Genomic DNA, 13,481 nt, shown 5'->3' with positions numbered 1-13,481 from the left:
CACCGGTTGTGGCCGGTTGTAATGCACGTTAAAGACGCATTCCTGTTCTGGGGTGCGACTTATGGATGTAGAAGACTTCATCAGGATTTGGGCAAACGCATCGGCTTCAGAGCGGCAGACAGCGCAGTCCTTCGTTATTCAACTCTGCAGGGTTCTTGGCGTCGCCGCTCCTAACGACGAAAAGGTCGACGACCCCGATTATGGGTTCGAACGGATCGTGAGGTTCCGTCACGACGACCTCAGCTCCCATTGGGGCTACATCGACTGCTATCGTCGCGAATGTTTCGTGCTTGAAGCGAAACAGACAGCCAAGCGGTTGGCCAACACTCCCGACAAGCAGCAGATGAAGCTGGTCGGACCCGACGTTGTCGAACGAAAAATGGAGAAGGCTCGGGCTCAAGCTAAAGGCTATGCGCGAACACTGGACGAATGGCCGCCGTTTCTCATCATGGTCGACGTGGGGCGGACCATTGAACTCTGGTCCGACTTCAGCCGGATGGGAAAGACCTACCTCCAATATCCCGACCGCGAAAACTACCGGATTGCGCTTTCGGACCTGCGCGATCCCAAGATCAGGGAGCGCCTGGCGGCCGTTTGGAGCGATCCCATGTCGCTGGACCCTGCGAGGCGTGTGGAGGAGGCGACGACAGAAATTGCTGCGCTTCTGGGACGCCTGGTTCAGTCCTTCCGAAAACGCTTCTCTCGCGAGGCGGGGGCAGCGAACGATCCGGTTCATCGCGCAGCATGGGAACGGCGCGTGGCCGTCTTTGTGATGCAGTGCGTTTTCGCCATGTTTGCCGACAGCATAAAGCTAATCCCGGACCGAGCCTTTGGCGAGTTCCTGAAAAGCTATCAGGGGGCTGCGAAGAACTTCAGCAAGGCGATCAGTCAGGTGTTTCGCACGATGGATACAGGGGGTTACTGCCCGGTCCTTCGATGCGACATGCTCTGGTACAATGGCGGCTTGTATGCCGAAGATGCGGCGATCGCGGTTTCGGAAAGTGAGCTGGATATTCTTTGTAAGGCTGCGGCCTGCGACTGGGCGAAGGTCGAGCCTGCGATCTTTGGCGCGCTCATGGAAAATGCCTTGTCCGCCGGGGAGAGGGGCGAGCTTGGAGCGCATTACACGCCAAAAGCCATGGTTGAGACGTTGGTGCAGGCGACCATCATTGATGTGCTGCAGAACGAGTGGGAAGCAACGAGCGTCCAAATCGATAAGCTCGAGCGGGAGGGATATCTTCGCAAGGCGTGTGAGCTGGCGAAGTCTTTTCACGACGCCTTGTGCCACATCGCCGTGCTTGATCCTGCCTGCGGGACGGGCAATTTTCTCTACATCGCCATGGACAGGATGAAGGGCCTTGAGGGCGAGGTTGTTGAGCGGCTGGCGTCGCTGGGTGTCTCGCAGCGCGTGCTGGAGACCGATGGATTGTCGGTCGGCCCACGTCAGTTCATGGGCATCGAGAAGAACCCTCAAGCCGTCTGGATCGCCACCGTCGTCATGTGGATCGGCCATCTACAATGGCATTACCGGCACTCGGGCCAGGTGCTTACGTCCAATCCAGTTTTGAAGAATTACTGCGTCATCGAGCAGGGCGATGCGATCTTGCGGACCACTAAGATTCCCTGTTCGTCATCGAAAGACGGCGTACGGCACATCCAACCCTGCGCGCCAACATGGCCAAAAGCCCATTTCATCATCGGAAATCCACCCTTTATCGCGGGGAAGAACCTTCGCGACGAACTGGGCTCGGACTACGCCGAGGCGCTGTGGGCTTCTCGTGGAGAGCGTTTTAGGTCCGCCGATATCGTGACGGTGTGGTGGGATCGAGCGGCAGAAGTTCTAATCGAAGATGCCGCGAACCGAGGTCCGTTCGATGACCTCTCTGGTGCGCTTCGAACCCATTCCATGCCTGCGCCTGCATTGCAGCGTTTCGGTTTCGTGACGACGAATTCCATCACCCAAACATTTTCGCGCCGCGTCATTGAGGAAAGGCTTCAGGGCGACGTGCCGATCCGATTGACGTTCGCCATTGCTGATCATCCCTGGACCAAGGGTAAGGGCGCAGCAGCAGTCAGGGTGGCGATGCTGGTCGCAGAAGCAGGGCCTCCCAATGGGCGGGGAAGGCTGCTGACCGTCGCGCGGGAGAGTGCGGAAGGCGTGACCTACTCAGAGGCCAGAGGCGATATCGGCAGCGATCTCACGATCGGGCGCGGGGTCGAACGCACCGTGCGACTGAAGGCCAACGCCACTTTGGCTCACCGAGGCGTGCAATTGATGGGAGACGGCTTTCTCATTGCTTCAAAGAAAGCCGCTGCATTGGCGAACCAGTCGGTTGACCGACAGACCGCACCCCTCAGGTCCTACCGCAACGGCAAGGATTTGACGGACCGCTCGCGTAATCTGCAGGTCATCGATCTATTCGGATGGCCTCAGGACGAGGCGATCCGACAGCATCCCGGCTTCATGCAGCATTTGATGGAAACTGTGAAACCGGACCGGGACGCAAACAACAGGGCGTCCTATCGTGACAACTGGTGGATTTTTGGCGAGCCGAGACGAGAACTTCGTCGGGCCTTGAAAGGATTGCCGCGCTTCATTGCAACGGTAGAGACGTCCAAACACCGTTGGTTCCGATTTCTGGACGCCTCGATATTGCCGGATAATCGGCTGGTCTGCATCGCGTCTGACGATGCCTTCGTGCTGGGCGTGCTGTCGTCCAGGGTACACCGGGCGTGGGCGCTTGCCGTCGGCGGAAAGCTCGAAGATCGCCCTGTCTATTCTAAGGGAACGTGTTTCGACCGGTTTCCCTTCCCCGACGCAAGTCCATTGCTGCGTGAGGAAGTCGCCACCGTTGCTGAGGGCCTGGACGATCTGAGATCCCGCGTGCTGGGTCAAAATGAGGACCTGTCGATGACGGGCCTGTACAACGTGATGCAAAAGATCCTGGCGGGCGTAGCGCTTACCGACAATGATCGAACCATCCGGCAGGCAGGGTGCGTGGACCTGCTTTTGCATATTAACCAGCGTTTGGATGCGCTGGTGTTGAAAGCTTATGGATGGCCCTCTGATCTCGGTGACGAGGCCGTCATTTCACTGCTGGCGGCGCTAAATCAAAGCCGATCAGCGGAGGAAGATGCGGGCCAGATTCGTTATGTTCGACCTGACTACCAGACAGCCAGGTCTCCCAAATTCCGCAAATCACACCCATCGATGCAGAAAGAGGCGCCCACTTCTCGTCCGATCTTACCATCTGACGAAATCGCGCGGATTATGACCGTGTTGGAGGTGATGCGCGGGGAGGGGCGACCGGTGGACGTCGAACATCTCGCATCCTGTCTCGAGATTCCGAAGGGCGCGAAAGCGGTCGCCGAAAACCTACGACACACTCTGGATGTTATGACAGCCGCCGGCAGCATCTACCGAACGGACGCCGGGTGGTTCGCGCCACGGCGGATGCCGAGTTAGGGTCAGGCCTCGGCGACTCCCATTGCCTTCATCAGCGCGTCGCGGATGGCGGCTTCTGTGAAGGGTTTCTGGATCGTGGGCTGGCCGCGCCATTCGTCGGGCAGTCCGCCTTCGCCGTAGCCGGTCGAAAAGACGAACGGCACGCCGCGTTCCTTCAATGCCTCCGCGACGGGAAAGACCTGACGGCCGGCGACGTTCACGTCCAGCAATGCGGCGTCGAGATTTTCCGTGTCCCGGGCCAGTCTTTGACCGTCGTCCACATTTGAGGCCGGACCGATCGGCACGCATTCCATGTCTTCCAGAATCGTTTCCAGAAGCATGGCGACGAGCGACTCGTCCTCGACCACAAGGACACGGCGACCGGTCAGAGGTTGAGTCATTGTGCGGCCGTCCTGTCCAATGGAACCGTCAGTTCCGCGATCAATCCATCGGGGGCGTAGACCAGATCGATCTCGCCCGCCAGATCATGTCGAATGTTTCGTTCTATCAAACGGCTACCAAAGCCTCTTCTGTCCGGAACCGTAACTTTGGGGCCGCCGATTTCGCGCCAGCTCAGCTTCAGTTTGCGGTCGCGCTGATCCGCCAGACCCCAGTCGATGAGGATGCGACCGTCCGGCGTATGAAGGGCGCCGTATTTCGCAGCATTCGTCGCAAGCTCATGGAAGATCATGCCCAGAGACAGAACGACGGCGGGCTCCAGCGACACCGGCGGTCCATTCAGGCTGATGCGGGTCGGCCCGTAGGCTTCAGTCTCGTGTTCCAGAATGGCGCGCAGGTCGGCGCCCTCCCAGTGGCTTTGCGTCAACAGATTGTGGGTGTGCGAAAGCGCCATGATGCGGGACTGAAAGGTCTCGGCGAAGCTGGACGGATCGGTGTTGGAGCGGGCCGTCTGGATGGCGATGGATTGGACCGTGGCGAGTGTGTTCTTCACGCGGTGATTCAGTTCGTCGATCATCAACTTCTGGCGCTGGGCGGCCAGGACGTTCTCGGTGATGTCGTGGCCCTGCACGAAGATGCCCACGACCGCACCTGCGTCGTCCCGGATCGGCTGATAGATGAAGTTGAGATAGACGGTTTCTAGCAGCCCGTCGGGCTTGCGCTGCAGCTGGGCCGCGCTCTCGCGCCCTTCATAGGGTTCGCCTGTGGCGAAGACACTGTCGAGAAACTCGTAGAAGCCCTGGCCTTCCAGTTCCGGCAGGGCCTGCCTGACGGGCTTGCCGGCGATATCCCTGTGACCAATGAGCTGGCTGTAGGCGTCGTTGTGCATCTGGAACCGGTGATCCGGCCCGGACAGGATGGCGACGAAGCCAGGGGCCTGCATGAACATTTCAACGAGGCGATTGCGCTCGGTCTCCAGGCGACGATTGTCCTCCTGCACCGACTGGGCGCGACGCAGGACCGAGCCGCCGACAATCGCGTCCAGCGCGGTTGTCGGCTCATCCGGGCGGATGACGGGCGCCAAATCCGTCACATCCGTGGTGTGCTGAAGCAGCATGACCACTTCGCCGTCGGCGTTCAGGATGGGCGTATGGGTGGCGCTCCAAAGGCGCTCTTCGAAAATCTCGCTGCCGTCCGGCTGGGCTCGGGGCATTGAAAAGCGCACGACCGCCAGGTGATCGCGTTGTCGGGTATCACGCGCTTTTTCCAGTGAGGCACGGACTTGGCGGACGTTCTCTGGGGCGTCCGAGCCAGGGCCCGAGTCAAAGGCGGCAAAAAGCGGTTGACCCAACACTTCGCTGCGCTTGGCGCCCGTCACATCCATATAGGCCTGGTTGACCTCCGCGATCCGAAGGTCAGGCGTAAGCAGCACATAGGGATTGGGCGAGGCCTCGAAAGCCGCACCCAGATTGACGGTCGGATCGACAGATTTTGCCGCTTCGTTCAACGCTTACCCCGCACAGCTTGGCGATAACGCGCCACATCGAAATCGGTTCTCTCACCGTGTGTCGTGATCTGTGATCGCAAGATGATTGGCGCGCCGCCGTAATTTGCTAATCAGCGCGCATGACAATTGCCGGCGTTTTCGCCACCCTTTCGCTCATGATGGCGCCCGCAGCCGACCAGCCCACTGTCCGCATTCCGCAGGGCGTCCTGAACGGACGCGCGGATGCCGAAGTGGCTGCGTTCAAGAATATTCCCTATGCCGCGCCGCCGACGGCCGAGCGGCGTTGGCGACCGCCCGGTCCCGCGCCGACCTGGCAGGGCCAGCGCGACGCCTCGACATATGGTCCGCTGTGCATCCAGGCGCCCCCGAACGGCGACCCCGGCGTCGGTCCCTTGCCGATGAGCGAGGACTGTCTGAACCTGAACGTCTGGCGGCCCATCAGCGCGGCTCAGCCCGCGCCGGTCATGGTCTGGATCCACGGCGGCGGCCTGGTGAACGGGTCGGGAACCGCGCCGCTGTATGACGGAACGAACCTGGCCAAGCGCGGCATGGTCGTGGTGACGCTGAACTATCGACTGGGGCGGCTGGGCTTCTTCGATCATCCGGCGCTGGCGGCCGAGCGGCCGGCAGGCGAGGCGGCTGGCAACTACGGTCTGATGGACGTGACGGCGGCGCTGAAATGGGTGCGCGCTAATATCGCGGCCTTTGGCGGCGACCCCAAGAACGTGACCATCTTCGGCGAATCGGCGGGCGGGGCGATCGTCACGCGGCTGATGATCTCGCCCCCGGCGCGCGGTCTGTTCGATCGGGCGATCGTTCAGTCCGGACTGGGGCGGGAGTTACAGACGCCGCTGGACCGCAAGGGCCCCTATGGCGCGCCCTCAGCGCGGGAGCGCGGCGAGGTCTGGGCCTATGGCGCGGGACTGCGAACGGCGGCGGATTTGCGCGCGGCGCCGGCCGATCTGTTCCTGACGCCGCCGCCGGTCTTCGCCAACGGCGACCTGACGCTGATCGACGGGAGGATCGTGCCGTCCACCGTCGAGGTGGCCTTCAAGGCGGGTCGGCAGGCCCCGGTGCCCTTCATCATCGGCAGCAACAGCGCCGAGTTCTGGTGGATGCGGCCCACGGATCGCAACGGCTATGGTCAGATCGACGACGACATGACCTGGCTCGAGCGCGCCGACGCCGTCCAGGCCTATGGCGGGCTGGAGGCGTTTGACAAGCTGGCGATCACGGATCTGGTGTTTTCGGAGCCCGCCCGTATGCTGGCGCGACTGCATACCAAGGCGGGCCATCCGGCGTGGCTCTATCGGTTCGATATCTCGTCGCCACAGAATCCCGAGCCGCATGGCGGCGCGACCCATGCGATCGAGCGGCCCTATGTGTTCGGCACGTTGAACACCCTGCCGTATCCGGTCGAGGATCGGGATCGAAAGGCATCGGAGGCCATGATGGGCTACTGGACCGCCTTCGCGCGCTCGGGCGATCCGAACGGCGTCGGGCGGCCACGCTGGCCCACGGCGACATTGAGGGACACCCGGCTGATGAACTTCGTGAATCCGGGACCGACCGTGACGCCCGTGCCGTTGAGCGCCAGGCTGGACCTGCTCGAGCGGTTCCGCGAGCGGCCCAGACCCTGAGAGCAAGCGTCAGCCGGCGGAGGTCGCGCCCGACTGTTTTTCCTTCAGCGTGACCAGCTCTTCGGCCATGGTCGGGTGGACGGCGCAGGTGGCGTCCCACTGCGCCTTGGTCAAGCCGGCCTTCACGGCGATCGCGGCCAGCTGGATCATCTCGGGGCTGTCGGGGCCGACGATATGGACGCCGACCACGCGCTGGCTGTCGGCATCGACCACCAGCTTCATCAGCACCCGTTCATCCGAGCCGGTGAAGGCGTATTTCATGGGCCGGAACCGGGTGACATAGACATCGACGCCGTTCGAGCAGGAGCGGCGGGCCTCCGCCTCGCTGAGGCCCACGACCCCGACCGGCGGCTGACTGAAGACGGCGGTGGCCACGGCCTCGTAGTCGAAATGCTGGGGATTGTCGCGATAGACGGTCTGATGGAAGGCGACGGCTTCGCGGATGGCGACGGGCGTCAGATTCATCCGGTCGGTGACGTCGCCGATGGCCCAGATATTGTCGGCCGTCGTCCTGGAATGGGGATCGACCTTGATGGCGCCCGCTTCATTCAGCTCGACCCCAGCGCTCTCCAGCCCCAAATCCTTGACGTGAGGGATCCGGCCGGTGGCGAACATGACGACGTCCGTCTCCAGCTTCATGCCGTTTTCGAGGTGGTTGATGAGGCCGGTCTCGGTCTTTTCGATCTTCTCGTGCTGGCAGCCCAGAATGACCTTGATGCCGCGCTTTTCGATCTCTCCGGCCAGGTGCGCGCGCACATCGTCGTCGAAGCCGCGCAGGATGTTGGGGCCGCGATAGATCAGCGTCGTCTCCACGCCCAGGCCCGCGAAGATGCCGGCGAACTCCACCGCGATATAGCCGCCGCCTGCGATCAGGATGCGCTTGGGCAGTTCAGGCAAGTGAAAGGCTTCTTCGGACGTGATCGCGTGCTCAATCCCCGGCATTTCGTCCGGCTTCCACGGGCGGCCGCCCGTGGCGATCAGGATCTTCTCGGCGGTGATGGTGCGATCCTTGCCGACGATCTCAACCGTGTGGGCGTCTTTCAGAACCGCGCGCCCGTGGACCAGTTCGACCCCGGCCTTGCCCAGATTGGCGGCATAGATGCCGGACAGGCGCGCGATCTCGACGTCCTTGGCTTCAAGGAAGGTGGGCCAGTCGAACTTCGCATTGTCGAACGACCAGCCGTAGCCCTCGGCGATCTCGAGCGTGTGGCTGACTTCGGATGCCATGACCATGAACTTCTTGGGCACGCAGCCGCGGATCACGCAGGTGCCGCCGACACGATATTCCTCGGCGACCGCGACCTTCTTGCCATCCAGCGCCGTCAGCCGCGCCGCCCGCACCCCGCCCGAACCGGCGCCGATGACGAAGAGGTCGTAGTCGTAGTCGGCCATAGGTCGGATTCCGTTCAGCGGCAGGCATCGCCATTTAAGCCACGCTGCGCGAAATCCAAGAGCTCAACGGTCTGTTCAGACCTAATCAGGTTGGTCGCGTCGAGTCGTTCAGTTGATCCGCGGCGCCTTGCAGTTGGCGGCGATAAAGGCCTCGTGGGTCGGCATTCGCGCCACGCCCTGCTGGATCATCGCCTTCATCTTCTGCAACCATTGCTGGACCTGCGCCAGAGGGATGGTCTCCGTGATCGGATCGTGCCGCTCGGGGATGACGCCTTGGCCGAGCAACACGGCGATCCAGCTCGTCTCCTGAAACAGTTCGTCCTCATAGCGGAAGATGCGGCCCCGGCTGTGGAACTGATCCATCTTTTGCTTCAGCGTCTCGGGAATCGGCATGGCCCGCACGTGGCGCCAAAGGGGCGAGTCGTCGCGCGCCGTGGCGTGATAGTGCAGGATGATGAAGTCGCGGATGCGCTCGGTCTCCAGCCGCATCATGCGGTTGTAGTTGTCGATATCGGCCTGGGCGAAGCCGGTGTCGGGGAAGTGCAGCAGCAGTTTGGATATGCCCGACTGCACCAGATGGATGGAGGTCGATTCTAGTGGTTCCAGGAACCCCGACGCCAGGCCCAAGGCCAGACAGTTCTTGTTCCAGGCCTTCTTTCGGCGACCGGTGGTGAAGCGCAGGAAGTTGGGTTCCGCCATCGCCTCGCCGTCCAGGGAGGCGCGCAGCCGGGCCTGGGCTTCGTCGTCGGAGATGTAGGGGCTGCAATAGACATAGCCGTTGCCAGTGCGGTGCTGCAGCGGAATGCGCCAGCGCCACCCCGCCTCAAGGGCCGTCGATTGGGTATAGGGCGTCGGATCGCCGACCCGGGTGCAGGGCATGGCCACAGCACGGTCCGCCGGCAGCCAATGGGTCCAGTCCTCGTAACCTGTCTTCAGCGCGCCTTCGATCAGCAGGCCGCGGAAGCCCGAACAGTCGATGAAGAAGTCCGCCTCCAGCTCGCGGCCGTCGTCCAACCGCACCGACTGGATGAAGCCGTCGCCGTCGCGCAGGCGCACGTCGGCGATCTTGCCTTCGTGACGCACGATGCCTTGCGACTCGGCGCGCTGGCGGAGGAACTTGGCGTACAGGCCGGCGTCGAAATGAAAGGCGTAGGTCATCTGTGAGCCGGCTCCGCGCGGGTCGGTGTCAGGCCGGGTGAACCGGCCCATGCGCGCCGCCATCGTCGTGACGGAATAGGCGTCCAGGTCGTCGTCCAGCCCCGCCTTGTTCAGCCTTAGCCAATATTGGTGGAAGGAGGCGGCGTCGATGCGCGTGCCATAGGTTCCGAACGGGTGGAAATAGCTCCGGCCCTTCTGGAACCAGTCATTGAACTGGATGCCCAGCTTGTAGGTGGCTTGAGTGGCGCGGACGAATTCGTTCTCGTCGATGCCCAGCAACTGGTTGAACAGCAGGATCGGCGGAATGGTCGCCTCGCCGACGCCAACCGTGCCGATAACCTCCGACTCGACCAACTCGACCTTCACCGTGCCGCGCGTGACATGCGCCAGTGCGGCGGCCGCCATCCAGCCGGCCGTGCCACCCCCGACGATCAGAATGCGTTTCAGCGGAGCAGGAGTCATCGGGCGTAACCGGTGAAGAGGGGAATGCTTGGGCAGATCGGCGGCTGCCTTTGTGATCAGTCGCGCGAACTGCAGGGCTTGTCGATCCTGGTTCTCTGACGGGGCGATACAAACCGGCGAAAAACGCGATCTAGCCTCGCAGTAAAGCCAGCCAGCCGTGTATCCATACATTCTGGAGAAAGACGATGGTGGGTGATGTAGGGTTCGAACCTACGACCCGCTGATTAAGAGTCAGCTGCTCTACCAACTGAGCTAATCACCCGACCGATCGTCTGCGTCTTCGGGGGCGAGGCCTTGCCGAAGGGCGCTCCTACTACCCAGCGGTTCGGGGGTTGGCAAGCGCTTTCGCAAACTTTCTGCGACGGAGTATGGTCCCCGTGGAATCAGCCGCGGCAAGCGGCGGGGGAGCGAACATCATGGCCTTCTGGAACCGTCGTCGATCGATCGACACCATGATGGCGCCGCACGACGGACCGCGGCTGAAGCCGACGTTGAGCTGGCCGCACCTGCTGGCCCTGGGCGTGGGGGCCATCGTCGGCACCGGCATCCTGACGCTGATCGGGGTCGGGGCGGGGTTGGCGGGCCCGGCCGTGTTGATCAGCTTCGGCCTCGCGGGACTGGTCTGCGCCTGCGCGGCTCTGGCCTATGCCGAGCTGTCGACCATGATGCCGACGGCGGGCAGCGCCTACACCTATTCCTATGCCGTGCTGGGTGAGTTGATCGCCTGGATCGTGGGGTGGAGTCTGATCTTGGAATATTCGCTGGTCGTCAGCGCTGTGGCGGTGGGCTGGTCCGGCTATGCGGTCGGTTTCCTGAGCGGGCTGGGGATCGATCTGCCGACGGCGCTGGTCGCCGGGCCGCATGCGGGGGGCATCATCAACCTACCGGCCGTGGCCATCATCGGGGTGGTGACGGGCCTGCTTCTGCTGGGCACCAAGGAGAGCGCGACGCTGAACGCGGTGCTGGTCCTGATCAAGATCGCGGCCTTGGTGGTGTTCGTCGCCATCGCCCTGCCGGCGTTCAAGCCCGAGCATTTCACGCCCTTCATGCCCAACGGCTTCGGCGCGCCCTTCGTCCAAACCGGGGTAATGGCGGCGGCGGCGATCATCTTCTTCGCCTTCTACGGCTTTGACGCCATCTCGACGGCGGCGGAAGAGACCAAGAAGCCTGAGCGTGACCTGGCCATCGGCATCGTCGGCTCCATGCTCATCTGCACGGCGCTATATCTGGTCGTCGCGGCCGCAGCCATCGGCGCGCGGCCGGTCGCGACCTTCGCCAGCAGCCCCGAGCCGCTGGCCCTGATTCTGCGTCAGATGGGGCAGGGGACGGCGGCCCAGTGGATCGCCGCTGCGGCGGTGATCGCGCTTCCGACCGTCCTGCTGGCCTTCCTGTTCGGGCAAAGCCGCATCTTCCTGGGCATGGCGCGCGATGGCTTGCTGCCGCGTCGCCTGGCCAAGGTATCGAGCCGGGGCGTGCCGGCGGTGGTGACTGTGTTCACCGCCATCGTCGTGGCGATTCTGGCGGGGTTGTTGCCGCTGGACGAACTGGCGTCGCTGGCCAACGCCGGGACGCTGGCGGCCTTCTGCTCGGTCGGGGTTTGCCTGATCGTGCTGCGCATCCGCGAGCCCGGTCGCAAGCGGGTGTTCAAGGCGCCGCTGTGGCCGCTGGTTGGAGCGGTCAGCGTGATCGGCTGCTTGGTCTTCTTCCTGAGCCTGAAGCCGGTGACGCAGATCGGCTTCGTGGTCTGGAACGTGGTCGGCGTGGCGATCTATCTGCTGTGGTCCTCGCGGAACTCCCGCCTCGCCAAGGGCGAGGAGACGGCGGCCTGATGGCGTTGCGCGATCTGACGGGCGCCGTCGATTTCGCCGTGCTGAACGGCATGACGGGCGGGGACGACGCCATCAATGAGGAGGTGTTGGGCCTGTTCGTCAATCAGGCCGGCCTGTGGTCCGTCATGATGGATCCCAAGGTCGAGGGCTGGCGCGACGGGGTCCATACGATCCGAGGCGCGGCGGCGGGCATCGGCGCGCGAGACCTGGCGGTGATCTGCGCCGAGGCGGAAGCGGTGGATCAGAAGCTGGCTGCGCCGGCGGTTGAGCGGGTGCGCGATGCGCTGGCGACGGCCTTGGCTGATGTCGCGGCCTATCGGCACGAAATCATGCTGAGAAGTCTCAAGACCTAGTCGGGCTTGTCGCGTTCAGCTGCGCGTGCGGTCGTAGGTCGCGAACTCGTGGGCGATGCAGCGGTCGATGAGCAGCCGCCAGACGGGTTCGGCGATGTCGGGTGACAGATCGTGGGCCTCGGCTGAGACCAGAACCTTGGCGACCACGTCGTCGATCCGGGCCTGGTCGAAGACGGCGTCGCGGTCGGGCTTGATGCGGGCGGCGGCGTCCATGTAGCGCTGACGCTCGGCCAGCAGGGCGACCAGGGCGCGATCCAGGGCGTCGACGCCCTGGCGGACCTCGGCCATCGACTGGCATTCGGCGGGATCGACGCGCGCATCGACGGCGACAAGAGCAGGCTTTGACATGGGCGTGGGGTTAGCGGGTCAGGCCGCCCAAGCCAAGCCGTCAGACTGTCTCAACCGACGAAGGCGCGTTCCAGAACATAGTCGGCCGGTTCGGCGTTGGAGCCTTCCTTCAGGCCATAGGTCTCCAGCAGTTCGCCGGCTTCCTTGATCATGGCCATGGAGCCGCACAGCATGGCGCGGTCGCGGGCGGGGTCGAAGCCCTCGGGTAGGCCCAGGTCGCGGAAGAAGTCGCCGGACTTGATGCGGTCGGTGATCCGGCCGGGGGTTTCGAAATCCTCACGGGTCACGGTGGGGTAATAGGTCAGCTGTGCCTGGGCCTCTTCGCCGATCAGTGGATCGTCGTGGATCTCGCGGGTGAAGAAGTCGCGATAGGCCAGGTCGGCGACGCTGCGGACCGTGTGGATCACATAGACATGGCCGAAGCGGGAATAGGTCTCTGGATCGCGCGCGACGCTGAGCCAGGGCGCCAGACCCGTTCCCGTGCCGATCAGGAACAGGCGCTCGCCGCCGGTCAAGGCGTCTAGCACCAGCGTGCCCGTCGGCTTCTTGCCCATCAGGACGGTGTCGCCGGGCTGGATTTTCTGCAGGCGCGAGGTCAGGGGGCCGTCGGCGACCTTGATCGAGAAGAACTCCAGCTCCTCGGCCCAGCAAGGGCTGGCGATGGAATAGGCGCGCAAAACAGGCTTTCCGCCGTCTTCGCCGGGCAGGCCGATCATCACAAACTCGCCCGAGCGGAAGCGGAAGTCCTCGGGCCGTTTGACGCCGAAGCTGAACAGGCTGTCGGTCCAATGGCGCACCCACAAAACCTCAAGCTCATTGAAGGGGCTGGCTTTCACGGGGGCGGGGGAGCGGGCGGCGTCTGTCATCGTGCCGTCTCTCTAATCTGAGAACCCCTCGCAGGGAAGGACAAGCCTTTCGCCCGGCGACGACATTTCCTCGTGACGGCTT

10 protein-coding genes and 1 tRNA gene are annotated in these 13,481 nt (G+C 63.3%); 4 read left to right on the top strand and 7 right to left on the bottom strand.

The genetic code is table 11. The annotated features are described in order from the left end of the window. Positions 1-61: 61 nt before the first annotated feature. On the top strand, positions 62-3,466 hold the full coding sequence (locus AC3WRC_RS10005) for a class I SAM-dependent DNA methyltransferase (RefSeq protein ID WP_492303731.1): 3,405 nt from the start codon (positions 62-64) through the stop codon (positions 3,464-3,466). A gap of 2 nt (positions 3,467-3,468) precedes the next feature. Here the strand turns inward: AC3WRC_RS10005 and AC3WRC_RS10000 are convergent, their stop codons facing one another. Both AC3WRC_RS10000 and AC3WRC_RS09995 read right to left on the bottom strand, forming a co-directional pair. After that, entirely contained in the window at positions 3,469-3,846 is a 378-nt protein-coding gene (locus AC3WRC_RS10000) for a response regulator (protein ID WP_055755213.1), read from the bottom strand. Then, positions 3,843-5,351: a sensor histidine kinase gene (locus AC3WRC_RS09995; RefSeq protein WP_492303730.1), complete on the bottom strand. Its 1,509-nt coding sequence runs from the start codon at positions 5,349-5,351 to the stop codon at positions 3,843-3,845. The genes AC3WRC_RS10000 and AC3WRC_RS09995 overlap by 4 nt, the downstream gene beginning before the upstream one ends. 119 nt (positions 5,352-5,470) lie before the next feature. On the opposite strand from AC3WRC_RS09995, the gene AC3WRC_RS09990 reads away from it, so the two are divergent. Continuing rightward, positions 5,471-6,991 carry a carboxylesterase/lipase family protein gene (locus tag AC3WRC_RS09990; RefSeq protein WP_492303729.1) on the top strand — a complete coding sequence of 507 codons (1,521 nt, stop codon included), beginning with the start codon at positions 5,471-5,473 and terminating at the stop codon, positions 6,989-6,991. Positions 6,992-7,000: 9 nt separating this feature from the next. Here AC3WRC_RS09990 and gor read toward each other — a convergent pair whose 3' ends face one another. From gor to AC3WRC_RS09975, 3 genes are all read right to left on the bottom strand, one after another. Beyond that, positions 7,001-8,383: a glutathione-disulfide reductase gene (gene gor / locus AC3WRC_RS09985; RefSeq protein ID WP_492303728.1), complete on the bottom strand. Its 1,383-nt coding sequence runs from the start codon at positions 8,381-8,383 to the stop codon at positions 7,001-7,003. 108 nt (positions 8,384-8,491) lie between these two features. Beyond that, positions 8,492-10,003: a tryptophan halogenase family protein gene (locus AC3WRC_RS09980; RefSeq protein WP_492303727.1), complete on the bottom strand. Its 1,512-nt coding sequence runs from the start codon at positions 10,001-10,003 to the stop codon at positions 8,492-8,494. 186 nt (positions 10,004-10,189) lie between these two features. Next, positions 10,190-10,265, bottom strand: a tRNA-Lys gene (locus AC3WRC_RS09975). A gap of 154 nt (positions 10,266-10,419) precedes the next feature. Between AC3WRC_RS09975 and AC3WRC_RS09970 the strand changes: the two genes are divergently transcribed. Next, positions 10,420-11,832 (top strand): amino acid permease, encoded by a 1,413-nt coding sequence (locus AC3WRC_RS09970; RefSeq protein WP_492303726.1) that lies wholly within the window; start codon positions 10,420-10,422, stop codon positions 11,830-11,832. Continuing rightward, positions 11,832-12,185, top strand: coding sequence for an Hpt domain-containing protein (locus AC3WRC_RS09965; RefSeq protein WP_492303725.1), 354 nt, complete (start codon positions 11,832-11,834; stop codon positions 12,183-12,185). Before AC3WRC_RS09970 ends, AC3WRC_RS09965 begins: the two co-directional genes overlap by 1 nt. 15 nt (positions 12,186-12,200) lie before the next feature. Here AC3WRC_RS09965 and AC3WRC_RS09960 read toward each other — a convergent pair whose 3' ends face one another. Both AC3WRC_RS09960 and AC3WRC_RS09955 read right to left on the bottom strand, forming a co-directional pair. Further along, complete coding sequence (locus AC3WRC_RS09960) at positions 12,201-12,533, bottom strand: chorismate mutase (protein ID WP_091747140.1); 333 nt, start codon at positions 12,531-12,533, stop codon at positions 12,201-12,203. A gap of 50 nt (positions 12,534-12,583) precedes the next feature. Then, on the bottom strand, positions 12,584-13,399 hold the full coding sequence (locus AC3WRC_RS09955) for a ferredoxin--NADP reductase (protein WP_492303724.1): 816 nt from the start codon (positions 13,397-13,399) through the stop codon (positions 12,584-12,586). Positions 13,400-13,481 lie beyond the last annotated feature (82 nt).

The sequence above is a fragment of the Brevundimonas sp. EU05-FHT14B07 genome (genome assembly GCF_058790795.1).
This window is presented reverse-complemented; position numbering and strand designations above follow the sequence as displayed.

Coding starts and splice junctions, on each gene's coding strand:
- AC3WRC_RS10005 (WP_492303731.1), top strand. CDS start 62: ATGGATGTAGAAGACTTCATCAGGATTTGGGCAAACGCATCGGCTTCA.
- AC3WRC_RS10000 (WP_055755213.1), bottom strand. CDS start 3,846: ATGACTCAACCTCTGACCGGTCGCCGTGTCCTTGTGGTCGAGGACGAG.
- AC3WRC_RS09990 (WP_492303729.1), top strand. CDS start 5,471: ATGACAATTGCCGGCGTTTTCGCCACCCTTTCGCTCATGATGGCGCCC.
- gor (WP_492303728.1), bottom strand. CDS start 8,383: ATGGCCGACTACGACTACGACCTCTTCGTCATCGGCGCCGGTTCGGGC.
- AC3WRC_RS09980 (WP_492303727.1), bottom strand. CDS start 10,003: ATGACTCCTGCTCCGCTGAAACGCATTCTGATCGTCGGGGGTGGCACG.
- AC3WRC_RS09970 (WP_492303726.1), top strand. CDS start 10,420: ATGGCCTTCTGGAACCGTCGTCGATCGATCGACACCATGATGGCGCCG.
- AC3WRC_RS09965 (WP_492303725.1), top strand. CDS start 11,832: ATGGCGTTGCGCGATCTGACGGGCGCCGTCGATTTCGCCGTGCTGAAC.
- AC3WRC_RS09960 (WP_091747140.1), bottom strand. CDS start 12,533: ATGTCAAAGCCTGCTCTTGTCGCCGTCGATGCGCGCGTCGATCCCGCC.
- AC3WRC_RS09955 (WP_492303724.1), bottom strand. CDS start 13,399: ATGACAGACGCCGCCCGCTCCCCCGCCCCCGTGAAAGCCAGCCCCTTC.